18 protein-coding genes are annotated in these 26,245 nt (G+C 64.5%); 10 read left to right on the forward strand and 8 right to left on the reverse strand.

What is annotated here, in order from left to right:
- Positions 1–41: 41 nt before the first annotated feature.
- The 5 genes from ACP7DD_RS22730 to ACP7DD_RS22750 all read left to right on the forward strand — a co-directional run bounded on the left by ACP7DD_RS22730 (position 42) and on the right by ACP7DD_RS22750 (position 6,967).
- Positions 42–1,418, forward strand: a complete 1,377-nt coding sequence (locus tag ACP7DD_RS22730) for an NAD(P)-dependent oxidoreductase (RefSeq protein ID WP_426177149.1) — start codon at positions 42–44, stop codon at positions 1,416–1,418.
- Positions 1,406–2,677, forward strand: a complete 1,272-nt coding sequence (preA, locus tag ACP7DD_RS22735; RefSeq protein WP_426177150.1) for an NAD-dependent dihydropyrimidine dehydrogenase subunit PreA — start codon at positions 1,406–1,408, stop codon at positions 2,675–2,677. The genes ACP7DD_RS22730 and preA overlap by 13 nt, the downstream gene beginning before the upstream one ends.
- A 134-nt stretch (positions 2,678–2,811) precedes the next feature.
- Complete coding sequence (locus ACP7DD_RS22740; RefSeq protein ID WP_426177152.1) at positions 2,812–4,290, forward strand: NCS1 family nucleobase:cation symporter-1; 1,479 nt, start codon at positions 2,812–2,814, stop codon at positions 4,288–4,290.
- Positions 4,291–4,310: 20 nt separating this feature from the next.
- Positions 4,311–5,711 (forward strand): dihydropyrimidinase, encoded by a 1,401-nt coding sequence (hydA, locus tag ACP7DD_RS22745; RefSeq protein WP_426177154.1) that lies wholly within the window; start codon positions 4,311–4,313, stop codon positions 5,709–5,711.
- A 14-nt stretch (positions 5,712–5,725) separates the two neighbouring features.
- The gene (locus tag ACP7DD_RS22750) at positions 5,726–6,967 is read left to right on the forward strand and encodes a Zn-dependent hydrolase (RefSeq protein ID WP_426177156.1); all 1,242 of its coding nucleotides are present in this window, start codon (positions 5,726–5,728) and stop codon (positions 6,965–6,967) included.
- A 51-nt stretch (positions 6,968–7,018) separates the two neighbouring features.
- On the opposite strand, the gene ACP7DD_RS22755 is transcribed toward ACP7DD_RS22750, so the two are convergent.
- Positions 7,019–8,206 carry an ammonium transporter gene (locus tag ACP7DD_RS22755; RefSeq protein WP_426177158.1) on the reverse strand — a complete coding sequence of 396 codons (1,188 nt, stop codon included), beginning with the start codon at positions 8,204–8,206 and terminating at the stop codon, positions 7,019–7,021.
- A 287-nt stretch (positions 8,207–8,493) separates the two neighbouring features.
- Here ACP7DD_RS22755 and ACP7DD_RS22760 point away from each other — a divergent pair, with 287 nt between their 5' ends.
- Complete coding sequence (locus ACP7DD_RS22760; RefSeq protein ID WP_426177160.1) at positions 8,494–9,654, forward strand: zinc-dependent alcohol dehydrogenase; 1,161 nt, start codon at positions 8,494–8,496, stop codon at positions 9,652–9,654.
- A 49-nt stretch (positions 9,655–9,703) separates the two neighbouring features.
- Here the strand turns inward: ACP7DD_RS22760 and ACP7DD_RS22765 are convergent, their stop codons facing one another.
- Both ACP7DD_RS22765 and ACP7DD_RS22770 read right to left on the reverse strand, forming a co-directional pair.
- Positions 9,704–11,461 carry an allantoate amidohydrolase gene (locus ACP7DD_RS22765; RefSeq protein WP_426177162.1) on the reverse strand — a complete coding sequence of 586 codons (1,758 nt, stop codon included), beginning with the start codon at positions 11,459–11,461 and terminating at the stop codon, positions 9,704–9,706.
- A 37-nt stretch (positions 11,462–11,498) separates the two neighbouring features.
- On the reverse strand, positions 11,499–12,434 hold the full coding sequence (locus ACP7DD_RS22770; protein ID WP_426177164.1) for a LysR substrate-binding domain-containing protein: 936 nt from the start codon (positions 12,432–12,434) through the stop codon (positions 11,499–11,501).
- A 121-nt stretch (positions 12,435–12,555) separates the two neighbouring features.
- Here ACP7DD_RS22770 and ACP7DD_RS22775 point away from each other — a divergent pair, with 121 nt between their 5' ends.
- Both ACP7DD_RS22775 and ACP7DD_RS22780 read left to right on the forward strand, forming a co-directional pair.
- Entirely contained in the window at positions 12,556–13,758 is a 1,203-nt protein-coding gene (locus ACP7DD_RS22775) for a urate hydroxylase PuuD (protein ID WP_426177166.1), read from the forward strand.
- Positions 13,759–13,766: 8 nt separating this feature from the next.
- Entirely contained in the window at positions 13,767–15,026 is a 1,260-nt protein-coding gene (locus ACP7DD_RS22780; protein ID WP_426177168.1) for a M20/M25/M40 family metallo-hydrolase, read from the forward strand.
- 90 nt (positions 15,027–15,116) lie between these two features.
- On the opposite strand, the gene ACP7DD_RS22785 is transcribed toward ACP7DD_RS22780, so the two are convergent.
- From ACP7DD_RS22785 to ACP7DD_RS22800, 4 genes are all read right to left on the reverse strand, one after another.
- A complete protein-coding gene (locus ACP7DD_RS22785; protein ID WP_426177170.1) occupies positions 15,117–16,040 on the reverse strand; it encodes a hypothetical protein in 924 nt (307 codons plus the stop codon).
- Between the two features lie 3 nt (positions 16,041–16,043).
- Positions 16,044–16,793 (reverse strand): DUF6345 domain-containing protein, encoded by a 750-nt coding sequence (locus ACP7DD_RS22790; RefSeq protein WP_426177172.1) that lies wholly within the window; start codon positions 16,791–16,793, stop codon positions 16,044–16,046.
- A gap of 206 nt (positions 16,794–16,999) precedes the next feature.
- The gene (locus ACP7DD_RS22795; protein ID WP_426177174.1) at positions 17,000–19,360 is read right to left on the reverse strand and encodes a prolyl oligopeptidase family serine peptidase; all 2,361 of its coding nucleotides are present in this window, start codon (positions 19,358–19,360) and stop codon (positions 17,000–17,002) included.
- 297 nt (positions 19,361–19,657) lie between these two features.
- A complete protein-coding gene (locus ACP7DD_RS22800) occupies positions 19,658–19,918 on the reverse strand; it encodes a hypothetical protein (RefSeq protein WP_426177176.1) in 261 nt (86 codons plus the stop codon).
- A 192-nt stretch (positions 19,919–20,110) separates the two neighbouring features.
- On the opposite strand from ACP7DD_RS22800, the gene ACP7DD_RS22805 reads away from it, so the two are divergent.
- Together ACP7DD_RS22805 and ACP7DD_RS22810 are read left to right on the forward strand one after the other, a co-directional pair.
- Positions 20,111–22,576: a PAS domain S-box protein gene (locus tag ACP7DD_RS22805; RefSeq protein ID WP_426177177.1), complete on the forward strand. Its 2,466-nt coding sequence runs from the start codon at positions 20,111–20,113 to the stop codon at positions 22,574–22,576.
- Between the two features lie 129 nt (positions 22,577–22,705).
- Positions 22,706–22,948: a hypothetical protein gene (locus ACP7DD_RS22810; protein ID WP_426177179.1), complete on the forward strand. Its 243-nt coding sequence runs from the start codon at positions 22,706–22,708 to the stop codon at positions 22,946–22,948.
- 103 nt (positions 22,949–23,051) lie between these two features.
- Here the strand turns inward: ACP7DD_RS22810 and ACP7DD_RS22815 are convergent, their stop codons facing one another.
- On the reverse strand, positions 23,052–25,886 hold the full coding sequence (locus tag ACP7DD_RS22815) for a M16 family metallopeptidase (RefSeq protein WP_426177181.1): 2,835 nt from the start codon (positions 25,884–25,886) through the stop codon (positions 23,052–23,054).
- Positions 25,887–26,245: the final 359 nt, after the last annotated feature.

A 26,245-nucleotide genomic window follows, 5' to 3' on the forward strand; every position in this document is an offset into this window, starting at 1 on the left:
CCCCGTGTGTCGCCATGCAAGAATACCTACCAGGGATGCACATGATCGACTCTCTGAAACACCTGCCAAGGTCTGTCGGGTCCGCGGACGCGTTGGCGCAGCAGTTCACCGACCTGGCGCCGCCGCTGACGGACCGCCAGGCCGCCATCGAAGCGGCGCGCTGCCTGTACTGTTACGACGCGCCGTGTACGCGCATCTGCCCGTCGGACATCGACGTGGCCAGCTTCATCCGCAACATCCACGACCACAACATCAACGGCGCCGCCGTCGGCATCCTCAAGCAGAACATCCTGGGCGGCAGCTGTGCGCGGGTGTGCCCGACCGAGATCCTGTGCGAAGACGCCTGCGTGCGCAATCATGACGCCGAAGGCCAGCCGGTCAAGATCGGCCTGTTGCAGCGCCACGCGCTCGATCACGCCAAGTTCGACGCCCACCCGTTCCAGCGCGCGCCGGCAACCGGCAAGATCATCGCGGTGGTCGGCGCCGGCCCTGCCGGCCTGTCGTGCGCGCATCGCCTGGCGATGCTCGGCAACGACGTCGTCATTTTCGAGTCGCGCGAAAAGCCGGGCGGCCTGAATGAATACGGCATCGCCAAATACAAGCTGACGGGCAGCTTCGCACAGGACGAAGTCGAGTTCCTGCTGTCGATCGGCGGCATCGAAGTGCGGCATGGCCAGACGCTCGGCGACAACCTCACCTTGCGCGAACTGCACGCGCAGTACGACGCGGTGTTCCTGTCGCTCGGCCTGAACGCCTGCCGCAAGCTTGGCCTGACGGGCGAAGACGCGCCGGGCCTGATGGCGGCGGTCGACTACATCGCCGCGCTGCGCCAGGCCGGCGACCTGTCGGCGCTGCCGGTGCCGCGCCGCGCCATCGTCATCGGCGCCGGCAACACCGCAATCGACATGGCGGTGCAGATCAAGCGCATGGGCGCCGAGGACGTGACGCTGGTGTACCGCCGCGGCTTCGAGTCGATGAGCGCGACCGGTCACGAGCAGGACATCGCCAAGGCTAATCATGTGCGCATGAAGACCTGGGCGGCGCCGCTAGAAGTGCTGTTGGACGACGACGGCCGCGTGCGCGGCATGCGCTTCGAAGAGACGCGCATCGATGGCGGCCGGCTGCTCGGCACCGGCGCTTTCATCGAGATCGCGGCCGACGCCGTGTTCAAGGCGATCGGCCAGAGCCTCGATACGGCCGGCCTGTCCGACCCGATGGCCCAGCAGCTCGAGCGCAGCGGCGACAAGCTGCACGTCGACGCCCACTTCCGCACTGCGCTGCCGGGCATCTACGCCGGCGGCGACTGCGTCTCGCCCGGCCAGGACCTGACGGTCGAGGCGGTCCAGCACGGCAAGCTCGCCGCCCACACGATCCACAACGACATCCAAACCAAAGCGGGGGCAGCATGGCCGACCTGAGCATCGATTTCTGCGGCATCAAATCGCCCAACCCGTTCTGGCTGGCGTCCGCGCCGCCGACCGACAAGGCCTACAACGTCGTGCGCGCGTTCGAAGCAGGTTGGGGCGGCGTGGTGTGGAAGACGCTCGGCGAAGATCCGGCCGCGGTCAACGTGTCGTCGCGCTATTCGGCGCACTACGGCAAGAACCGCGAAGTTGTCGGCTTCAACAACATCGAACTGATCACCGACCGCAGCCTGGAAATCAACCTGCGCGAGATCACCCAGGTCAAGAAGGACTGGCCGGACCGCGCGATGATCGTCTCGCTGATGCTGCCGTGCGAGGAGCCCTTGTGGGCGGCGATCCTGCCGCTGGTCGAGGCGACCGGCGCCGACGGCATCGAGCTCAATTTCGGCTGTCCGCACGGCATGCCCGAGCGCGGCATGGGCGCCGCGGTCGGTCAGGTGCCGGAATACGTCGAGATGGTCACCAGCTGGTGCAAGAAGCACTCGAAGCTGCCGGTGATCGTCAAGCTCACGCCGAACATCACCGACGTGCGCGGTCCGGCGCGCGCGGCGAAAGCCGGCGGCGCCGATGCGGTCTCGCTGATCAACACGATCAACTCGATCACCCACCTCGACCTTGACCGCATGGTGGCGTTTCCGATCGTCGGCAACGCCAGCACCCACGGCGGCTACTGCGGTTCGGCCGTCAAGCCGATCGCGCTGAACATGGTGGCCGAAATCGCGCGCGACCCGGCCACGCACGGCTTGCCGATTTCCGGCATTGGCGGCATCGGCAACTGGCGCGACGCGGCCGAGTTCATCGCGCTCGGCTCAGGCTCGGTGCAGGTGTGCACCGCGGCCATGCTGCACGGCTTTCGCATCGTCGAAGAGATGAAGGACGGGCTGTCGCGCTGGATGGATGAAAAAGGTTATGCCAGCATCGCCGACTTCCAGGGCAAGGCGGTGGCCAATACTACCGACTGGAAGTACCTCGACATGAACTACCAGGTGATCGCCCAGATCGACCAGGACAAGTGCATCAAGTGCGGCAAGTGCTACGTCGCCTGCGAGGACACGTCGCACCAGTCGATCGCGCAGCTGATCGACGCGGCCGGCGTGCGCACGTATGAAGTGATCGAGTCGGAATGCGTCGGTTGCAACCTGTGCGAGATCACCTGCCCGGTGGAGGCCTGCATCACGATGGTGCCGCAGGAAAGCGGCAAGGCGTACATGAACTGGACGCAGGATCCGCGCAATCCGCGGCGCGCGGCGTAGGGTCAGACCCCGGTTCTCTGACGTCAACTCAAACCGGGGACTCGGCGTCCCCGTCAGACCCCCAAAGGAAGCACCGGGGTCTGACCCCTCCTGCTACACTCACCTCGTCAACCAACGTGATGGAGTCACCCAGCATGAGTAAAGAACTGTCAGCCACCGACCTGTGGAACGCGGACCTCGCCCCCACCACGGCGGCGCAGCGCACCTGGCGCTGGTATCACTTCGCGGCGCTGTGGGTCGGCATGGTCATGTGCATTCCGGCGTACACTCTGTCGGCCAGCCTGATCGAAGGCGGCATGTCCGGCTACCAGGCGGTGATGACCGTCTTCATCGCCAACACCATCGTGCTGCTGCCGATGCTGCTGATCGGCCACGCCGGCACCAAGTACGGCATTCCTTACGCAGTGCTGGCGCGTTCCTCGTTCGGCACCACCGGCGCGCGCATCCCGGCGCTGATGCGCGCAATCGTCGCCTGCGGCTGGTACGGCATCCAGACCTGGTTTGGCGGCAGCATGATCTACACGCTGCTCGGCGTCATGCTCGGCCACGAAATCGGCGGCGACAAGCTGGCGGGCCTCGGCATCAATGCCGCCCAGCTGGCGTGCTTCCTCGCCTTCTGGGCGATCCAGTTCTATTACATCGTGCACGGCATGGAATCGATCCGCAAGCTCGAGACCTACACCGCGCCGCTGAAGATCGTCATCTGCTTGGTGCTGCTGGCGTGGGTGCATAACCGCGCCGGCGGCTTCGGCCCGCTGCTCGATCAGCCGTCGCAGTTTGTCGAAGGCGGCAAAAAAGCCGGCCAGTTCTGGAGCACATTCTGGCCGTCGCTCACCGCAATGGTCGGCTTCTGGGCCACACTCGCGCTGAACATCCCGGACTTCACGCGCTTCGCCAAGACGCAGCGCGACCAGGTCATCGGCCAGAGCGTCGGCCTGCCGGTTCCCATGGGTTTGCTGGCGATGCTGGCGGTGATCGTCACCTCGGCCACCGTGGTCCTGTACGGCAAGGCGATCTGGGATCCGGTCGACCTGGCCAGCCGCATGACCGGCATCGCCGTGCTGATCGCGCTGATCGTGCTGCTGATCGATACCGTCAGCGTCAACCTGGCGGCCAACCTGGTCGGTCCGGCCTACGACTTTTCGGCGCTGGCGCCAAAGCACATTTCGTACCGCACCGGCGGCTACATCACCGCCGGCATCGCGCTGGGGATGATGCCGTGGAAAATTCTCGAGACGACCCAAGGCTACATCTTCACCTGGCTGATCGGCTACTCGGCGCTGCTCGGACCCATCGCCGGCATCCTGATCATCGACTACTACTTCATCCGCAAGACCGAGCTCGATGTCGACCAGCTGTACCGCCACGACGGCATCTACTCGTACGGTAACGGCTGGAACATGGCCGCCGTGGTGGCGTTTGCCGCCGGCGTGCTGCCGAATATTCCCGGCTTCCTGAACGCAGCCTTCCCGCAATCGTTCCCGGATGTCGGCGCCGGCTTCAAGCTCGTTTATACCTACGCATGGTTCGTCGGTATCGCCATTTCCGCCCTCGTGTACGGCGTCATGATGAAGGGGCGCTCCAGCCCCGCCTTGGCGGCCGCTTACCGCTAGCACACCACCAGGAGAACCCCATGAGTATCTTTATCCGCGGCGGTACCGTCGTCAACGCAGACCGCGCTTTCAAGGCCGATGTGGTCTGCTTCGGCGACAAGATCATCGCCGTCGGCGAAAACCTCGATGCGCCGCCGCACGCCACCGTGATCGATGCGCGCGGCCAGTACGTCATGCCGGGCGGGATCGACACCCACACCCACATGCAGCTGCCGTTCATGGGTACCGTCACCGCCGACGATTTCTTCACCGGGACGGCCGCCGGCCTGGCCGGCGGCACCACCACGATCATGGACTTCGTGATCCCCGACCCGAAGCAGTCGCTGCTCGAGGCGTATCACATGTGGCGCGGCTGGGCGGCCAAGTCGGCCGGCGACTATACCTTCCACGTCGCCGTGACGTGGTGGGGCGACTCGGTGCACGCCGACATGGGCACGCTGGTGCGCAAGCACGGCGTCAACAGCTTCAAGCACTTCATGGCCTACAAGAACGCCATCATGGCCGACGACGAGACGCTGGTGAAGAGCTTCACCCGCGCGCTGGAACTGGGCGCGATCCCGACGGTGCATGCCGAGAACGGCGAGCTGGTATTCCAGCTGCAGCAGGACTTGCTCAAGAAAGGCATCCGCGGGCCGAGCGCGCATCCATTGTCGCGCCCACCGGAAGTCGAAGCCGAGGCGGCCAACCGCGCGATCGCGATCGCCAACGTGCTCGGCACGCCCGTGTACATCGTCCACGTGTCGTGCGCCGAGTCGCTCGAGGCCATCACGCGCGCGCGCGCCAAAGGGCAGCGCGTGTACGGCGAGGCGCTGGCCGGCCACCTGGTGATCGACGACAGCGTGTACCAGAGCACCGACCTCGAATACGCGCGCGCCCACGTGATGAGCCCACCGTTTCGCGGCAAGCACCACCAGGCCGCGCTGTGGCAGGGCCTGCGTGGCGGGAACCTGCACACCACCGCGACCGATCACTGCACCTTCTGCGCTGAGCAGAAGGCGGCCGGCCAGGACGACTTCACCAAGATCCCGAACGGCTGTGGCGGCGTCGAGGACCGTATGTCGGTGGTGTGGGACGCAGGCGTCAACGGCGGGCTCCTGACGCCATCCGAATTCGTGCGCGTCACGTCGACCAACGCGGCGCAGATCTTCAATATGTATCCGCGCAAAGGGATTGTTGCCGCCGGCGCCGATGCCGACATCATCGTGTGGGATCCGGAAGGCAGCCGCACCATATCGGCCAGGACGCAGTTCGCCAAGGGCGGCTTCAACGTGTTCGAGGGACGCACCGTGCGCGGCATTCCGTCGCACACGCTCGCTGCCGGCAGACTGGTGTTCGAGCGCGGCGACCTGCGCGCGGTCGAAGGCGCCGGGCGCCACGTCGACCGTCCCGCATTCACCGCCACCAGCGCCGCGGCAGCATGACAATGGAGAACACAATGAACGAACTGCGAATCGACGGTGGTCGCCTGTGGGCGTCGCTGATGGAACTGGCAAAGATCGGCGCGACTCCGAAGGGCGGCGTCAAGCGCCTGGCGCTCACTGACCTCGACCGGCAGGGGCGCGACCTGGTGGTGGGCTGGGCGCGCCAAGCAGGCCTGTCGATCACCGTCGACCAGATCGGCAATGTGTTCATGCGCCGCGAGGGCAGCAACCCGGCGCTGGCGCCGATCGTCACGGGCAGCCATATCGACACGCAGCCGACCGGCGGAAAATTCGACGGCAACTACGGCGTGCTGGCCGGCCTTGAAGTGGTGCGCACGCTGAACGACTTGAACATCACCACCGAGGCGCCGATCGAAGTGGCCTTCTGGACCAACGAGGAGGGCTCGCGCTTTGTGCCGGTGATGATGGGCTCGGGCGTTTTCTGCGGCGCGTTCAGCCTGGAGACTGCGTACGCCGCCAAGGACACCGAAGGCAAGACGGTCAGGGACGAGCTGGCGCGCATCGGCTACATGGGCGACCAGGTGCCGGGCCAGCATCCGATCGGCGCCTACTTCGAGACCCACATCGAGCAGGGTCCGGTGCTGGAAGACGCCGACAAGGTGATCGGCGTGGTGCCCGCGGTGATGGGCCTGTCGTGGTACGACTGCGTGGTGACGGGCATGGAGGCGCATGCCGGTCCGACGCCGATGGGGCTGCGCCGCGACGCGCTGCAGGTATCGACCCGCATCATGCAGGAAGTGGTGCAGATCGCGAACCGCTATCCGCCGTATGGGCGCGGGACGGTCGGCATGGTGCAGCTGTTCCCGAACAGCCGCAACGTGATTCCCGGCGAAGTCAAATTCAGCATCGACCTGCGCAACGTGAACGACGAGCTGCTGGACACGATGCACGAGGAGATGCTGGCGTTTATCGACAAGACGCGCGCGGAGAGCGGCCTGGCGATCAGCATCGAGCGCGTGTCGTACTATCCGCCTTGCCCGTTCCATGCCGATTGCATCGGCGCGGTGCGGGCGGCGACAGAAAAGCTGGGCTATTCGACGATGGATGTCGTCTCCGGCGCCGGTCACGACGCCATCTACGCCGCGCGGCTGGCGCCGGCCGGGATGATCTTCGTGCCGTGCAAGGACGGCATCAGCCACAACGAGATCGAGGACGCCCGGTCGGACCACCTGGAAGCGGGCTGCAACGTGCTGCTGCACGCGATGCTGGAGCGCGCCAGGGTCGTCGCCACCTAGCCAGTACACGCGAAACCGTCGTTCCCGCCTCCGCGGGAACGACGGCTGGCGCTACTCCGGCGTCGCGCTGATCTTGTGTACCGACAGGTCGGCGCCGTCGAACTCCTCCTCCGGGTCGAGGCGCAAGCCGACCGTCGCCTTCAGCAATCCATACACGGCCACTCCACCGGCGCCGGCGATCACTATCCCCAGCACGGTGCCGGCCAGCTGCGACAGCAACGACACGCCGCCAAGCCCGCCAAGCGCCTTGCTGCCGAAAATCCCGGCAGCGATGCCGCCCCACGCGCCGCACAGGCCGTGCAGCGGCCACACGCCCAGCACGTCGTCGATCTTCCACTTGTTTTGCGTCCACGTGAACATCGCCACAAAAATGACGCCGGCGACGGCGCCGGTGGCCAGAGCGCCGAGCGGATGCATCAGGTCCGAGCCGGCGCAGATCGCCACCAGGCCTGCCAGCGGGCCGTTGTAGACGAAGCCCGGATCGTTCCGGCCCATCACCAGCGCGGTGAGGGTGCCGCCGACCAGCGCCATCAGCGAATTGACGGCGACCAGGCCATTCATCTTGTCGAGCGTCTGCGCGCTCATCACATTGAAGCCAAACCAGCCGATCGTCAGGATCCACGCGCCGAGCGCCAGGAACGGAATGCTCGACGGCGGATGCGCGGCCATGCCGCCGTCCTTGTGATAGCGCCCGCGCCGCGCGCCGAGCAGCAGGATCGCCGGTAGCGCCACCCAGCCGCCGACCGCGTGCACGACAACCGAGCCGGCGAAGTCGTGGAACTCATGGCCGAACAGCGACTGGAACGCGGCCTGCACGCCGAAGCGGTGGTTCCAGGCGATGCCTTCGAACAGCGGATAGATGACGCCGACCAGCAACGCGGTGGCCATCAGCTGCGGATAAAACTTTGCCCGTTCGGCGATGCCGCCCGAGACGATCGCCGGAATCGCGGCGGCAAACGTCAGCAGGAAGAAGAACTTCACCAGCTCATAGCCGTTCTTGTCGATCAGCGTGTCGGTCGCGCCGAAGAAGTTGATGCCGTAGGCGATGCTGTAGCCGACGAAGAAGTAGGCGATCGTCGAGATGGCGAAATCGACCAGGATCTTGACCAGCGCGTTGACCTGGTTTTTCTTGCGTACGGTGCCAAGTTCCAGGAATGCGAAGCCGGCATGCATCGCCAGGATCATTATGCCGCCAAGCATGATGAAAAGGGCGTCTGCCCCATTTGTGTGACTGTTCATTACTAAAAACTCCCCGAAATCGTGCGGTTCTCCGCCGGTGGATCAATGATAAGCAAAAAACGTGCCATTTCAGTGCGGCGATTCCGCGCCAATGTGGCGACTACAAACGTGACGCGCACCACTGAGTCGCGGCGGTGCACCGCAATGGTGCTTTCTACGCACCATCTCTTCGTAGGCAAATACCTACGGCGACAACCGTGATCCGCTGACAAAGTAGCCGCGACAATATTGTTAGGCTTGCCATACATCCGGTGTGTCAAGCCGGGCAACCACCTCAGGAGAAAGCAATGCGAGCGCTCACTTACCATGGCAGCCACGAAGTCAAAGTCGATACGGTCCCTGATCCAATATTGAAAGAGCAGGATGACGTCATCCTGAAGATTACCGCGACGGCAATCTGCGGTTCGGATTTGCACATGTACCGCGGCAAAATCCCGGCAATGAAAAGCGGCGATATTCTCGGCCACGAATTCATGGGTGAAGTGGTCGACGCAGGACCGAAAGTGACTGCGCTGCAAAAAGGCGACCGCGTGGTGGTGCCGTTCGTGATCGCCTGCGGCAGCTGCTTTTTTTGCGACATGGATCTGTACTCCGCCTGCGAGACGACCAATCCGGACCGCGGTTCGATCATGAACAAGAAGAGCCTGCGTTCAGGCGCGGCGCTGTTCGGCTTCAGTCACCTGTACGGCGGCGTGCCGGGCGGTCAGGCGGAGTATGTGCGGGTGCCAAAGGCAAACGTCGGCCCGATCAAGATTCCGACCAACCTGGCCGATGAACAGGTGCTGTTCCTGTCCGATATCCTGCCGACCGGTTATCAGGCAGTGCTCAACACCGGCGTCACCAAGGGCGGCTCGCTGGCGATTTTTGGCGCCGGGCCGGTCGGCCAAATGGCGGCGGCCAGTGCCAAGATGATGGGGATCGACCGCATCTTCATGGTCGACCATCACAAGTACCGGCTCGACTTCGCCACCGAAACCTATGGCGTGGTGCCGTTCAATTTCGATGATGGCGACGCCGCCGAATTCATCCTGCAGGCGACCGACGGGCGCGGCGTCGATGGCGTGATCGACGCGGTCGGCTTCGAAGCGAAAGGCAGCAAGATCGAGACGGTGCTGACCGACCTGAAGCTCGAAGGCAGCAGCGGCAAGGCGCTACGCCAGTGCATCGCGGCGGTGCGGCGCGGCGGCATGATCAGCGTCCCTGGCGTGTATGCGGGGTTCATCCACGGCTTCCTGTTCGGCGATATATTCGAGAAGGGCATCGGCATCAAGGCCGGCCAGACGCACGTGCAGAAGCACATGCCGGAACTGCTGAAGGCGATCGAGGAGGGCAAACTGCATCCGAATGCGATCATCTCGCATCGCATGAAGCTCGAGCAGGCTGCCGAGGCGTACAAGATGTTCGACAAAAAAGAGGACAACTGCAGGAAGGTTGTGCTGACGCCGTAGGCTACGCAAGCTAACGGGGTCCTCGCAGATGCGCGGACCCGATTGCGTTTCAGGAGCCGCGCGGCTTGAAATTGCGAAAGAAGTCGAGCAGCACGCGCGCTGCCACGTCGGCATCGTCGGCCGTCATCGTCTCGAGCCGGTTGTGGCTGATGCCGCCGTTGCCGCAGCGCGTGAACAGCATCGCCACATCGGTCATCTTCGCCATCGCCATCGCATCGTGGCCGGCGCCTGACGGCAGCTCGTAGCGCGGCAGGCCCGCCCGTTCGACCGCGGCGCCCAGCTGGTCCATCATCCAGGGCGCACAAGGCGCCGCCGATGCCGATACTACTTGCCGGATGCTCGCCTCCACCTGGCGCCGTGCGCAGATCTGCCCGATGGCGTCGAGGACGTCCGCCACCGCCGCCAGCCGTACCGTGTCGTCGGCCGCGCGGATATCGAGCGACAGATTGCAGTGGCCCGGAATCACGTTCACCGACCCATTCGGTACCTGCAGCTGCCCCACCGTGCCAACCAGCGAAGCGGCCTCGCTGCAGCGCCGCTCGACCAGCAGCACGATTTCGGCGGCTGCCGCCGCAGCGTCGCGCCGCATGTTCATCGGCGTGGTGCCGGCATGGCTGGCCAGGCCGGTCAGCTCCACCAGGTAGCGCGAGCTGCCGGCGATCGCGGTGACAACGCCAACTGCCAGGCCGTGCTCGAGCAGCACCGGGCCCTGCTCGATATGTACCTCGACAAACCCCAGCACATCCGCCGGATTTCGCGCAATCGCGGCAATCGCGCCGGCATCGTGGCCGGCGCCAGCCAGCGCCGCGCGCATCGTGACGCCGTCGGCATCGACCGCATCGAGCTGCGCCATGTCGAACTGCCCGGCGACGGCGTTGCTGCCCAGGAAAGTGCTCTTGAAGCGCACCCCTTCCTCTTCGGCGAAACCGATGATCTCGAGGTCGAACGGCAGCCGCTCGCCGTGCTGGCGCAGGTGGCGCACGATCGCCAGCGGCAGCAGGATGCCGAGCCGGCCGTCGTACTTGCCGCCGTCGCGCACGGTGTCGTAGTGCGAGCCGGTGATCAGCGTTTTGGCGCCTGGCCGCCCGCAGGCGAAGCGCCCGACCACGTTGCCGACGGCGTCGATGTGCGCTTCCATGCCGGCCTCGCGCATCCACTCGGCCAGCTGGCTCGCGCTGCGCTGGTGGGCCGGCGTCATGTACGAGCAGGTCAGGCCGTCGCCGGTGTCGCTCCAGGCGCCGATCACCTCCGACCAGTACATCACCGCCGGACCGAAATCGAGCTGCACGTGAAGCAGGTCGTTCAGGCGCAATTCGGCGATGCGGTGGATCTGGCGCAGGCACTCGGCCATTTCGCCTGCGCGCTGGTTTTCAAGGCGCCGCGTGAAGGTGTCGATGATCGCCTGGCGCGGCAGGCCGGCCCCGTCCGGCCCTTTGACCGCGAGGATGAACGGGAAGCCGAACTTCATGTTGTAGTCGGTGTTGAGCCGGTGCAGGGTCGCGTACTCTTCCGCGCTGCACAGGTTCAGCCCGGACTTTGCCTGCTCGCTGGACGACTCAGGCGTCAGCTCGCCGGCGATCGCCGCTTTGCCGGCCAGTTCAGGGTGGGCGCGGATCAGGCGAAGCTGTTCATCTTCGGTGGCCGCGGCGACCGCGCTTTGCAGCGCCAGCTTGAGCGCGGCGAGGCTGGCAAACGGACGCTGGTGCGCGGCGCGTTGCGGGATCCAGCGCGAGTGTTCGTAGATGCCTTGCAGCGCGTCGGCGAAGTCGGCTTCGCTGCAGCTGTTCAATTCCGATAGTGTCGTCATGGCGATATTGTCTGCTATGGATAGGGTGATGACAAGCTTACTTCGGCAATGCCCGCGCCGCGGCGCTGACCTGGTCGCGCAGCCATTTGTGCTCGGGCGCCTGGTGCACGCGCTCGTGCCATAACTGGTAGAAGCGCATCGGCGGGAACTTGACCGGCACGGTAAAGCTCTTGAGCGGCAGTGTCTTCTCGTAGTAGCGCATGAACTGGCGGCCGGTGGTGAGTACGAGGTCGGTCTGCGTCAGCATGTACGGGATCAGGCCGAAGTAGGGCGACTCCACCGCGACGTTGCGCTGCATGCCCTGGCGCTCGAGGAAGGCGTCGATCACGCCGAGGTTCCCCGGCACCATCTGCGACGGCGCCACGTGCGGCAGCGCCAGGTAGTCTGCCACCGTCATGGCGTCGCCGGCGGTGCGCTTGGCGTACGGGCAGTCGGCGCGCATGGTGCACACAATCGGGTCTTCGAACAGCTTCGACATGTGCAGGTGCGCCGGCGGCTCGTCCCAGTTGGCGATCACCAGGTCCATGTCGCCGTCGGACAGCATGCGCGTGTAGTCGATGCCGGCGCCAAGGCTGTGGATCACCACGCGGCTGTTGGGCGAGCCGCGCCGCAGCGCCGCCACCACGTTGGGCAGGAACTGGCTGTCGAGGTAGTCCGGCGCGGCGATGCGGAAGGTGCGCGCTTCTTCCTGCGGCATGAAGGGCGACTTTTTGATAAAGAGGCTCTCGGTTTCGTCGAGGATGCGCTTGGCCGGCTTGAGCAGGCTCTCGCCGTGCTGGGTCGGCACCATGCCGCGCGCGCCGCGCACCAGCAGCGGGTCGCCGGTCAGCTCGCGCAGCTTGCGCAGCGACGCCGAGATCGAGGGCTGCGGCTGATTGAGCTTGAGCGCCACGCGCGAGACGTTCTTTTCGACCAGCAGCAGGTACAGGATGCGGATCAGGTGCAGGTCGAGGTGGACGGGGAGGGCGGCCATGTTGAGTATATGAAAGTGAATATGTCGAATATACTTGATTTTTCATGTCATCGGCGGTGAATCAGGCTATCTTCGCTACACTGGCGCCGCTGTGCCTGCCGCGCCCGCACCTAGGAACCCCATGGAAGTTTTCGACTATCTGATCCCGTACGCGCTCGACTGGCTCAACCTGCTGCTGCGCTGGCTGCACGTCATCACCGGCATCGCCTGGATCGGCGCGTCGTTCTACTTCGTCTGGTTGGACAACACCATCCGCCCGCCGGCGCCGGGATCCGAGCTGGCGCAGAAGGGCGTGTCGGGCGAACTGTGGGCGGTGCACGGCGGCGGCTTTTACAACCCGCAAAAATACCTGGTGGCGCCCGCCGAACTGCCGAAGGAACTGCACTGGTTCAAATGGGAGGCATATTCGACCTGGCTGTCCGGCTTCGCGCTGCTCACCGTCGCCTACTACTTCAACGCGCAGGCCATGATGGTCGACAAGGCGGTGGCCGACCTGTCGACCTGGCAGGCGATCGGCATCGGCATCGGCAGCCTGCTGATAGGCTGGACCGTCTACGACCTGCTGTGCCGCTCGAAACTTGGCCAGCACGACCTCGCTTTCGGCGTTGTCATGTTCGCCTTCCTGGTGTTCAGCGCCTGGGTGTTAACCAAGTACCTGAGCGGACGCGCCGCCTACATCCACGTCGGCGCGATGATCGGCACCATCATGCTGGCCAATGTGCTGATGCTGATCATTCCCGGCCAGCGCAAGATGGTGGCGGCGATGGCCGCCGGCGGCAAGCCCGATCCGATCCACGGCCAGCGCGCCAAGCAGCGCAGCGTCCACAACAACTACTTCACCTTGCCGGTGCTGTTCATCATGATCAGCAACCACTACGCGATGACCTACCGTCACGTGCACGCGTGGGCGGTGCTGGCGGCGATGATGGCGGCCGGCGTGTTGATCCGCCACTTCTTCAACCTGCGCCACCGCGGCCGTACCGAGTGGCGCTATCCGGTTGCCGGCGTGGCGGTGCTGCTGGCGCTGGCGGTGGCGATCGTGCCGAAGGCGCCGGTGGCCGCGCCGGCGGTGTCGTTCGCCCAAGTGCAGGCGATCGTCACGCAGCGCTGCGTGTCGTGCCACTCGGACCATCCGACCCAGCCTGGCTTTGCGGCGGCGCCGGGCGGCATCATGCTGCACACGCCTGACCTGGTGCGCCAGAATGCGGCCAGGGTCTACCAGCAGGCGGTGCAACTGAAGGCGATGCCGATCGCCAACCTGACCAACATGACGGACGCCGAACGCGCGCAGGTCGGCGCCTGGTTCGAAGCCGGCGCCAAATAAGGACTCACATGCAAACCCAAGAAAAGCTCACCAGCTGGATCGACGCCCATTTCGACGAGGAAGTCGCCTTCCTGCAGCGGGTCATCGCGATTGCTACCGATACCCCGCCGGGTAACAACGCACCGCACGCCGACGCCGTGGCCGAGATGGTCGCCGGCTTCGGCTGGAGCGCCGAGAAGCACGCGGTGCCGGCGCAGGTGGTGCACGATTACGGCATGGAGAGCATCACCAACCTGATCGTGCGCCGGCCTTACCAGGCGGGCGGCCCGACCATCGCGCTCAACGCGCACGGCGACGTGGTGCCGCCGGGTGAGGGCTGGACCAAGCCGCCTTACGGCGGCGTCATCGAGGACGGCTTCATCTACGGGCGCGCCGCGGCGGTGTCGAAGTGCGATTTTGCGACCTACATTTTTGCTGTGCGCGCGCTCGAGGCGGCAGGCGTCCCGCTGAAGGGCGGGGTGGAGCTGCACTTTACGTATGACGAAGAATTCGGCGGGCTGCTCGGCCCTGGCTGGCTGCTCGAACAGAAGCTGACCCGGCCCGATTTCGTCATCGCGGCCGGCTTCAGCTACAACATCGTCACCGCCCACAACGCCTGCCTGCAGCTGGAAGTGACGGTGCACGGCAAGTCCGGCCACGGCGCGATGCCGGAGACCGGCGTCGATGCCTTGCAGGCAGCCACGCGCATACTGAATGCGATCTACGGCCAGCTGCCGGAGCTGAAGAAGATCAAGTCGAACGTGGCGGGCATCGATTCGCCGACCATGCTGGTGGGACGCATCGACGGCGGCACCAACACCAACGTCGTGCCGGGCAAAGTGGTGCTGAAGATGGACCGCCGCATGATTCCCGAAGAGGATCCGGTTGCGGTGGAAGCGCAGGTGCGCGCGCTGATCGAGGATGCGGTGCGCGGCGTGCCGGCCATCCGCGTCGAGATCCGGCGCCTGCTGCTGTCGCGCGCGTTGCGGCCGCTGCCAGGTTCGGAGAAGCTGGTGGCGAGCCTGCAGAAGAACGGCCGGCAGGTAATGGGCGAGGAGATCACCGCGCAAGGCACGCCGCTGTATGCGGACGCGCGCCTGTACGGCGAGCACGGGATACCGGCGGTGCTGTACGGCGCCGGACCGCGCACGGTGCCCGAGTCGAACGCGAAGAAAGCCGACGAGAAGCTGGCGCTGGACGACTTGCGCAAGGCGACCAAGGTGGTGGCGTTGACATTGCTCGATTTTTTGGCCGTGCAGGGCAAGGGTTCAAGCACTGGCCTTGACTGATATCTCGGATGGCAGGCGTTCCCGCCTGCGCGGGAACGACGTTGCAACTTGCGTCTGTCTAGCCCGTCGTTCCCCGATATTGGCGCGTTGCTAGCAGCGTCCTCGCGTGCCGGTGGCCAGTCCGTCGTCACCGCGCGAGCAGATCGGCAGGTAGGTCTTCTCGGTTGCCTGCACCGCCAGCACGTACGCTTGCCGCTCGAGCTTATGGCGCAGCACCACGTGCGCGACGAACGCAGGCGCCAGCAGCCGCTGCGCCTTGCGCTTGCCCAGGTCGAGGTAACCGAACTGGATGCTGGCCGATTCGATCACGTCGCCCGGCAGCTGATCGCGACCGGTTCCGAGCAGGCTGATTAACTGCAGCGACAGCTGGCGTGCCGCCAGTTCGCGCTCGATGATCCTGGCGGTGTCGAGCCGCTCGGAGGCGCTTGGCCGCACCTGCACCGACAGCGCGTCGACGGCGCCGCTGCCGGCCAGCCGCAGCGCCACCGACGCCGCGCCCAGCACCGGGATGCCGGCCACCGAGTGGCGATACGCGCCGACGATGCGGCTCAGGACCGGCTCCGAGACCTTGCCCGCCGGGTCGGCACCTTGCGCCTTCATCTGCCACAGGCGCTCGAACGCGATGCTGCCCTGGTCGCCCGCCCATTCGGCGACGTTGAGCTTCCGGGCCACTTCATTGACCTGGCGCGTCAGCTTCTCCTTGTCGGCGACCTCCTTGAACAGCGACTGCAGCGGCGCCAGCGCCGAGACGTATTGCATCGTGCCGGACGCGTGGTACAGCATCGCGCGGGCGCCCTGCGCCAGGCGCACCACTGTCTGCGCGTCGGTCGACACCCAGTCGCCGCGATCGTTGGCGCAGTCGTCCTCGTGCGTGGCCGCGACACTGGCGAGCAGGTGGCGCGTGCGCGATTTGAGTTCGTCGAGCGAAAACTGCTGCACCGCGATGATGTCGGCGGTGGCGGGGATGTCGACGGCGTCGGCCATCAGGCCCTGTATCAAAAGTTGTGCGTCCATGGTTCAACCCTCCGTCCAATACCACAAGATGCAGGCCTGCTGGGCAGGTGCGAGGTCCGGTTCGACGTTGCCGTGGCCCCAGAGATGATCGCGGTTCAGGGTGCTGCGGTCCCAGCGGATGTTGCCGTTGTTCCAGGTCGCGGCATCGCCGACGCACACCGTGATCGGGTGGTTGTCGACCCACCAGTCGGACACGCCGTTGTGCCAGGCATGGCTGACGGTGTCGCCGTGAATCAGGTTGTCGCCGACGTCCTCGCCGCATTCGTCCGTTGTGGTGCCGTCCCACATCGTGCCCCATGCGCCGCAGTAGATGTGCAGCCGCGCGAAGATGTTCCACAGGCCGGTGACGCGGTTGCGGTCGACCGTGTCGCACGAATACGCCATGACCCATTCGGCGTTCCAGTTTTCGCCCAGCTGCCACTGGTCCGAGAACGTGCGCCAGTTGCTGTGCGCCGTGTCGTACAGCAGGCGCGCGCGGCCGTCCGCCTCGTGGTTGCCGTGCGTCTCGATCCAGAACAGGTCGACGTCGTCGACCCAGTGGACGTCGTCGCCGCCCTTGTCGGCGTCGCGGATGTCGGTCTCCCAGGCATTCGTATTGGCCCAGTAGAACGCGCGCGTGTGACCGGCCGAGCGCAGCTTGCCGTCGATGCCGTTCGCGCGGTTGAACGTGTACGTCAGGTCGCCGGCGGCACTGACGCCGGCGGCGCGTGCATGATTAAAATATCGTATCCCTTCCACCCCAAAGCGTGCCATTGCATTCTCCTGTTCAGACATCGGTGAACGCACATGCCGCTGGTCAACGCTGCAGATCGTCGGCATGTGCGAAGCAGCCTTAACAGTATCGGCGCAGGTGCCGCGGACTCTGCTGTAGAACAGGAAAGAGGCGATGTGCTGCGATATTCCTGCAGGCATGTTCGGGTTGAAAACATCGACAAAAAAGGCGCCCGCGGGCGCCTTTTTTACTCCTGCTTCAGCGTTCGTTCGAACAGCTGGTAGATGCGCCGGTACTGGTCGTACCAGCTTTCCGGCTGCACGAAGCCGTGCTTCTCGAGCGGATAGCTGGCCAGTTCCCAGTTGTCCTTTTTCAGCTCGATGAGCCGCTGCGCGATGCGCACCGAGTCCTGGTAGAACACGTTGTCGTCGATCATGCCGTGCGCGATCAGCAGGTTGCCGCGCAGCTTGTCGGCGTACTCGATCGGCGACGACTTGCGGTACGCCTCGGGGTCGAGTTCGGGCGTATTGAGGATGTTGGCGGTGTAGTCGTGGTTGTAGGTGGTCCAGTCGGTCACCGGTCGCAGCGCGGCGCCCGACTTGAACATGTCCGGCGCGCGCATCAGCGCCATGAACGTCATGAAGCCGCCGTAGCTGCCGCCGTACACGCCGACGTTCTTGATGTCGCCCTGCTGGTTGGCCACCATCCAGTTGACGCCGTCGATGTAGTCCTCCAGCTCCGGGTAGCCCATCTGGCGGTAGATCGCCGTGCGCCAGTCGCGCCCGTAGCCTTTCGAGGCGCGGTAGTCCATGTCGAGCACGATGTAGCCGCGCTGGACCAGCAGGTTGTGGAACATCTGCTCGCGGAAGTACACCGGATAGCGCTTGCTGACGTTTTGCAGGTAGCCGGCGCCGTGCACGAACATCACGACCGGATATTTCTTGCCAGGTTCGAGCTGCGCAGGGCGGTACATCTTGGCCCAGATGGTGCCGGCGCCGTGGGTCGACGGTACCGCCACGTACTGCGGCTCGATCCACTGGCGCGCCTTGAAGGCGGCGCTGCGGCTGTCCGTCAGCACCAGGGCGGCGCCGCCGCGCGCCGGCACCGTCGCCAGCTGCGTCGGCACGTAGCTCGACGAGTAGTGCACCAGCAGCCTGGCCTGGTCCGGCGACAGCGCAAAGCGCTCGACGCCGCCCAGCGACGTCACTTCGCGGATGGCGCCATCGCGCGCCGACACCGCGCACACTTCGTAATCGCCCGGCATCTGGCGGTTGCACAGCATGTACGCGGTGGCGCCGTCGGACGACCAGGCGATATTGGTCGCTTCCCATTTGCCGTGCGTGAGCGCGCGCGATTTGCCGTCGGCGCTGATCGTGTACAGGTGCGCGTAGCCGCTTTCCTCGGACTGGTACCACAGCGTGCTGTTGTCAAGCATCCAGCCAAAATCATTGTTGCCGTTGTTGATCCAGGCAGCGTCGGTCTGGCGGTGTACTGGTTTGAGCTTGCCGGCGACCAGGTCGACGGTGGCGATCCAGCGGTCCTTGTTGTCGACCGAACGCACCATCACGGCGGCCTGCGCGCCGTTGTCGCTCCACTGGATGGCGGCGCCGTCATCGTCGACGCGCACCGCGCGGCTGCCCTTGAGCGGATCGATCTTGCGCGCCGCGCGCAGCGCCGCCAGCGGATCGGTGCCGATGCCGGGCAGGCTGTCGAACGACACGTCGCGCACCTTGCCGGTGGAGATCTCGACCAGCTTGAGCGTGTGCGGCGCCGGCATGTTGCGCCCGACGCGCGCGCGCTGGTCGTCGAATTCTTCGTAGCCCGATTCGGTGACGTAGCGCGGCAGCTTGCCGATGCGGCCCTTTTCGCCGGCTTTCGGCGCCGTTGCCAGCAGCAGGTAGCGCCCGTTCGGCGACATCGCGCTGCCGTCGATGACGACTTTGTCGCCGAGGTAGATCGGCGCCGGCGCGCGGGTGGCGTCGGCGCGGCGTTCCTGCTCGGCGCGCGTGCGGCCGGCGTCGCGCTCGTCCTTCTGGCGCTGCAGCGTGGCGATCAGGCGCAGCTGGTCGCTGCGCATGGCGTCGTCGTCCGGCGGCGCGGCGGGGTCCTTCGCCGCGCGCGCCATCGCCAGTGGCGAGAGCAGGCGGTCAACGCGGTTCCAGGTCAGCCACTCGTGGCCGACGCGGAACTGGATGCTGCCGCCATCGGCCGAATACTGCGGCGCCGCCACCGCATTGGCGCCGCGCGTGACCTGCATCAGCGCGCCGGTGGTGAGGTCGCGCTCGAACAGGTCGCCGTTGCGCAGCAGGATGCTGCGCGTGCGCGCGCGGTTGTAGACGACGGTGGCGCCATCGAGGTTGGCCAGCTCGGCGTCGCCGACCAGGCGCGCTGCGCCGGCGGCAGCTTCGAACGTGTCGCGCAGCGCCGAGCCGGCGCGCTTCTGTTTGTAGAACACCTGCTTGCCATCCCAGCTCCACCAGGCCGTTTCGGCGGGGGCGCCGATCCAGTCCGGATGGGCCATCGCCTGGTCGAGGCTGATGGGGGTGGAAGCGGCGGCGGGCAGCGCCAGCAAAGCGGCGGCCAGGAAGGAAAGGGCGGACAGTCGCATCGTGAGGGAGCAGTAGAAAGAAGGGTCGGCTTGCGTATAAGAGTTGCAAGCAGGCATTCTAGCTCAGCCGGGCGGCTTGGTGCGAACGGAAAACAAGGGGAGCAGTGCGAGGAAGCACTTGCCGCCGCGGGGGACGCGGCCGGCAAGTCGGGAGGGGAAGCCGGAGCAGCTCCCCCGGAGCGATCGGGTGGACTTGGTACTAGTACTGCCGCGACGCGGACGAGTTGAACCAGACGAACCGAGCCAGTATGGCGATGCCGTACAGTCCGGCTACGGCGTATTCGGCGAATTCCATACTTAGTCCCTGGAAGCGAAAAAGCGCAGTTCGGCGGCCAGGTTCGGCGACATCGTCTCGTGCTCTTTGGCCAGTGCGAAGATCTGGCGGCGGCTTTCGACCTTGCTGCGTTCCGATACCTTGGTCGAGCGCACTTCCTGGGCCACGAACTGGCGGCCCTGGGCTGCGAACAATGCGTCGGCGAAGGCGCGCGCTGCGTTGCTGACATCGGTTAAATAGTGACGGAGCGAGCCGGCTGGCTGATTGAAGGTAGCGGTAGTCATCATTTTTCCTTAATTGGTTTCTCGTGTTGCAGTGCAGTATAGGTGCTCCACTTCAATAAAGAAAATTTCGATTTGTGATGCCAGCCATATGAATTATGAATAAATGGGTTGATGTTAAGGTGGCCGTGCCGAATGAACATGTTTTTAATACCTGCTACACTCATCCATTCTCCTTTTCAAAGCGAAACCATCTTGTCAGAATCGGCCTCCCGCCCAGCGTGGACAGAAGCAGAGCGGCTGACGGCGCTACGCTCCTACGCCATCCTCGACACTGAACCAGAACGTGCTTTTGATGACATCGTTCGCCTCGCCGGTCAGTTGCTCGAGGCGCCGATCGTGGCGGTCAACCTGATCGACGCCGACCGCCAATGGTTCAAGTCGGAAATCGGACTTGGCACGCGCGAATTGCCGCTTGACGACTCGATCTGCAAGTTCGTCCTGCTGGAAAGCGCGCGCATGGTCGTGTGCGATACGCGTGAAGACACCCGTTTCAGTTGCAATCCGCTGGTGACGGGCGCCCCCGGCTTGCGCTTTTACGCCGGCGAATTGCTCAAGTCGGCCGAAGGACTGCCGCTTGGGACCCTGTGCGTGCTCGACACTGCGCCGCGGCCGCAAGGATTGAATCCGCACCAGGCGTTCGCGCTGCGCACCCTTGCACGGCAGGTGCAAACCCAGTTGGAACTGCGCAAGATCGTGCTCGAACAAGACAAGATCCTTCTCGAGCAGATGCGCTTGCACGCTGAGCTGATGGACGCGCAGCAACGCAGCCGGCTTGCCACCGAAGCGGCCGGCCTCGGCTTGTGGAGCTGGGATCCGGCCGGCGACGTCGTGGTGTGGGAAAACGAGCGATCTTTCGAGATTTTCGGCTTGACGCGCGGCGATGCCCCGATCAATGGGCAACAATTCATGCGCCAATTTCTCCAGCCGGACGCCGTCTCGGCGTTCGCCCAGGCGTTGGCGGCGACGCTGAGCACGGCAGTGCCATTCCAGTTTCAATGCAGTATCCGCCGGCCCGATGGCGAGCTGCGATGGATCGATTTCTTCGGCAAGGCACAGGTGCCGCGCGACGGCGCCGCGCCGCTGATCGTCGGGGTGGTCGGCGACATCACCGCGCGCAAGCTGGCCGAAGTGGAACTGCAGGACAGCCGCCAGCGATTCGAAAATATCGTCAGCCAGGCCGCCACGGGCGTGGTGCAGACCGACCCCGAGGGCCGGATCAATGTCGTCAACGACAAGTTTTGCGCGATGCTCGGCTATGCCCGGGCCGAACTGCTGACGATGAACGTGCTCGACATCACAGCCTCCGACTCGCGCGATGCCACCGCCGCGGCGCTGGCCGCCGTTGGCGGCGGCGACGCCGGCGTGGTCGTGCAAAAACAGTACCGCCGCAGCGACGGCTCGCTGATGTGGGCCAGCAGCGGCGTCAGCGCGGTGCGCGGCGCCAGCGGGCAATTTCAAGGCATCGTCGCCATCGTCGTCGACATCAGCAAGGATCGCCTCGCCGAGGAACGCCTGCGCAAGCTGGCATCGGATCTGTCGGCATCGGACCAGCGCAAGTCCGAGTTCCTTGCCACGCTGGCGCACGAGTTGCGCAATCCGCTTGCGCCGATCAGCACCGGGCTGAGCGTGCTCAAGCTCGGCGGCGACAATGCTGCCGCGGTGACGAAGATCCGCGGCATGATGGAACGGCAGGTCGCGCAAATGGTGCGGCTGATCGACGATCTGCTGGACGTGGCCCGTATCAGCGGTGGCAAGATCGATTTGCAGAAGCGGGTCGTCGATATCAAGACCGTGCTGGCCGCCGCCATCGAGACCAGCCTGCCGTTCATCGAGCACGGCGCTCACCAACTGGTGGTGCGTCAACCCGACGAACCGCTGTGGCTGCACGCCGATCCCACCCGGATTTCCCAGGTGTTGTCGAACCTGCTCAACAACGCCGCCAAGTACACGCCGCTGGGTGGCCGCATCGAGGTGCAGGTGCAGCGCGTCGGCGCCGATGTCGCCGTGTCGATCGCCGACAACGGCGTCGGCATCCCGGCTGAATCGCTGTCGAGCATCTTCTTGATGTTTAACCAGGTGCGGCGCAACATGAATCGCGCCCAGGGCGGATTGGGCGTCGGATTGTCGCTGGTGAAGCGGCTGGTGGAACTGCACGGCGGCCAGGTTGAGGCGCTGAGTGTCGGCAAAGGCGCCGGCAGCACGTTCACGGTTCGGCTTCCATTGGCCCAAGAGCATGGCGGCACGCAGGGCGAGGGCGCGGTGATCGAGCGCACGATGCGCGGCCGTTTGCGCGTGCTCGTCGCGGACGACAACGTCGACGCGGCACAATCGCTGGCGGCCATGTTCGAGCTGCAAGGGCATGCGACGCGCGTCGCGCACTCAGGCGTGCAGGCAATTGAAATGGCGCGCGGGTTCATGCCCGAGGTCGCATTCCTCGATATCGGCATGCCCGAGATGAATGGCTACGAAACCGCGCGGGCAATGCGCTCGCTGGCCGGCATGGAAGGTGTCGTGTTGGTTGCTTTGACCGGATGGGGCAACGAAAGCGACCGCGCGCTGTCGAAGGATGCCGGCTTCGATCATCACCTGACCAAGCCGGCAGACGGCGCGACGATCGACCGCTTGCTTGACGAGGTAGCGCGCAGCATCGCCGCTTGATCCGACGTTTCTTCTGTCACTGGCAAGGCTGCTCGTTAATATTCCTTTTCCAACAACCACCTGTTGACCAGAGAATCCGCCATGCAGCCCTAGACCATCGATACCCTGATCCAGCCGTCGCGCCGCACGGTGGCGTTGCAGTTCTATGTCGACATGATTCTCGTCGGCTTCGTGACGTACGCCGTCCATGACGGCGCGCATTGGTTTGCAGGCTTGCTGATGGGAGCCGAAATGACAGCGAGCCTGAACGGCGTGCGCTACCTGACCGCGCTCTCACCCGGTCAGCGCGCATTCGCCGACATCGCCGGCCCGGCGGTGACGATGGTGCAGGCGCTGATCGCGTATCGGATGATCAAGCGCCAGGCGCCGTGACGACGATGCTGATTGTCGGCGGCGACATGCTGTACACGCGCCGCTGATCAAAAAAAGCGGGGCGAGAGGACGCGAAAAGCCGGCCTCTGCGCCCCGGGTCGCATTACCTGCTGATCAGCACTGGCTCGCCGAAGCCCAGTTCCTTCATGCGCGGCAGCTGCGTCTTTGCGTCGCCGACCACCAGCCAGACCATCTTCGACGGATCGAGATACTTCTGCGACAACGACTGAATCTTCGGCAAGGTCATCGCCTTGACGATCTGTTCGCGGTCCTTCACATAATCGGGGCGCCAGCCGTACTTGCTGATATTTTCCAGCATGCCGAGCTTCGCAGCGGACGTCTCGAAGGCGCGCGCGTTGCTCTTGACGAGGTAGTTTTTGGTGGTTTCCAGGTCCGCTTCCGTGTACGCCGGCGCGTAGTCCTGCAAGATCTGTTTCACCAGCTGGGTGGACTCGAGCGTGACGTTGCTGCGAACGCCGCTGGCGATGGTGAACGGCCCGGCGTTGTTGCTGCCCGAGAAATTCGAATTGATGCCGTAGGTGTAGCCCTTGCCTTCACGCAGTTGCTGCGTGAGGCGCGAGGCGAAGCCGCCGCCGCCGAGGATGTAGTTCGTCACCGTGGCCGGGTAATAGTCGGCATCGGTCACGGCAAGCGCGCGGTAGCCGACGCGCAGCACCGATTGCTTCGCGTCCGGCACATCGACAAAGTAGATCTTCGCCGGCACCGCCTCGGCCACCGCGGCCGCGGCCGGCAGCGACACCGGCTTCGCTTTCCATTCGCGGTTGAGGTCAGCGAGCGAGCGGGCGATGGCCGCCTTCGGCAACGCCCCGATGACATGCATGCGCGCCACCGACGGCGACAGGTTGGCGCTGTAATACTGCTTCACGTCGTCGATGGTGATCGCGTTCACGGTCTCGGCGGTGCCAAGAATATTGCGCGAGCGGATGTTGCTCTTGCCATAGATAATTGCGCTGTAGTTGCTGCTCGCAAGCATGTTTGGATCGGCTTCCTGCTGGCGAATCTGGCTCAGCACGCTTTGTTTGATCAGCGCAAATTCCTTCTCGTCCCAACGCGGCTGCAACAAGATTTCCTGGACCAGGGCGAGCGTCGCCTGGTAGTTGCGCGCCAGCGTCGTGACGCTGACGCGCACGTCTTCGGTGTTGGCCGAGACGTTGGTCGTCGCGCCCAGTTGCTGGATTGCTTCTTCCAGCTCTTGCGGGGTGCGCTTGGCGGTGCCTTGCGTCATCATGCGCGCCGTCAGGTTGGCGACGCCGACCTTGTCGAGCTTGTCGAGCAACTGGCCGCCGTCGATGGCGATATCGAACTGAACCAGCGGCACGTCGCTGTTTTCGATGCCGTGCACGCGCATGCCGTTCGACAGCGTGGTGTCCCACACGACCGGCACCTTGACGGCAGGCGGGGCGCCGTAGCCGGGCTCCTTGCTGCGGTCAAACGTCGACGGCGTCTTGGCATACGCGGCATTCGCGCTCGGGTCGACCGCGTCCTCGGCGCCTTGCACGACCTTTTCCTCGACGACTTCAGCCTTGCCCGAGCCGCTCAGGGCCAGCGCCAGTTTGCCTTTCGGGACGAAGCTGGTTGCGACGAAAGGTTTGCCTTTGATATAGGTGTCGTACACGCGCCGCACGTCGGCCGTGGTGACTGCCAGCGTCTTCTTGACGCTTGTCTCGACGTATCCCGGATTGCCGGTCAAATAGTTGTATTCGGCCAGCAGCGCCGATTTGCCCAGAACGCTGGAGACGGAGCCGTAGAACTTTGTCTCCAGTCCTGCCTTGATCCGGTTCAGGTCTTTTAGCGGGATGCCTTCGGCTTCGAACTTCGCGAAGGCCTTGTCGACCGCGGCGGCGACTTCATCGAGGGTTTTGCCGTCGAAGGCGCGCGTTTTCAGCATGAACTGGCCCGCCAGCTCCGACGTGTAGTTTGCGATCTGCACTTTAGAGCTTAGCTTGCTGTCTTCGACCAGCACCTTGTAGAACGGCGCGCGCTTCGTTTCCGACAAATATTCGGCCAGCACTTCCAGCGCATGCGAGTCCGGGTGCACGTCTTCCACCGTCGGCCAGGCCATCGTCAGTTCCGGCAGTTTGGCGAAATTGTCTTCGTGCGCGAGTTTAACGGTTTGCTTGATGATGCCGGGGCGCTTGGCCATCGACTTGATCGGCTCGCCGCGCTTGATCTCCGAAAAATACTTCTCGACCCACTTGCGCGCCTGCACCGGATCGAAGTCGCCCGCCAGCACGAGCGTTACATTGTTCGGCACGTACCAGAGGCGGAAGAATTCGGTGACGTCGTTGAGTTTCGCATTCTGCAAGTCGTCGAGCGAACCGATGACTTGCCAGTTGTATGGATGGTCGAGAGGGTACAAAGCCTTGTTGATGACGTACATCGTGTGGCCATACGGCGCGTTGTCGTAGCTTTGGCGCTTCTCGTTCTTGACGACCTGTTTTTCTTTCGCCAGCACCGGATCGGTGACGGTGTTGATGAACCAGCCGAGCTTGTCGGCTTCGGCCCAGATCATCTTTTCCAGCGCGTCCTTCGGGACGGTCTGCAGATAATTGGTGCGGTCCTGCGACGTCGAGCCGTTCGCGCCGGAGCCGCCGATGCGCGCGGTCATCTTGTCGAGGCCGCCCTTGCCGAGGTTCTCCGATTCGAGGAACAGCAGGTGTTCGAACAGGTGGGCGAAGCCGGTGCGGCCGGCCTTTTCGCGGGCGGACCCGACGTGCGCGGTCAGGTTGACGGCGACGACAGGATCGGACCGGTCGATGTGGAAAATCACCTCGAGTCCGTTCGGCAGCGTGAATTTCTGGAACGGCAGTTTCAGCACTGCGTCAGGCGCTGCTTTGACCGGTGCCGCGTGGGCTGGCGCCAGCATGGCCGACGCGATACACGCTGCCAGAACGAGGGAAGAGGGGACAGTCTTCATGCAGTCGGATCCTTACAATAGAACGAACAAGCGGTGACCACCGCGGCGTTCTAGATAGTATTGGAATTTCCCGATTGCTACAACGTCGGATCAGCCTGCCGAAGGGGTCAGACCCTGACCCTTCCCCTCATATTTTTCTTGTAAACAAGATTTGATTCTGTTAACTTAACTGTCAAAAACGGTGCATGCATGACTGTGTTACCGCTTTCTTTTGTAGCGACCAAACTGCAAAAGAGAGACAACCATGCATGCAAAGAGAATCATACAAGAACTGTTAGACAGAAATTGCCCGACAATGCATGCCAAGCGCCGGCATTGCGTAGCAAAGCTTGCAGAGGCAGGCCGACAGGGCGGTCTTG

Origin of the sequence: Massilia sp. TWR1-2-2 (assembly GCF_049897565.1) — a bacterium.
Taxonomy (GTDB): Bacteria; Pseudomonadota; Gammaproteobacteria; order Burkholderiales; family Burkholderiaceae_D; genus JAFCUW01.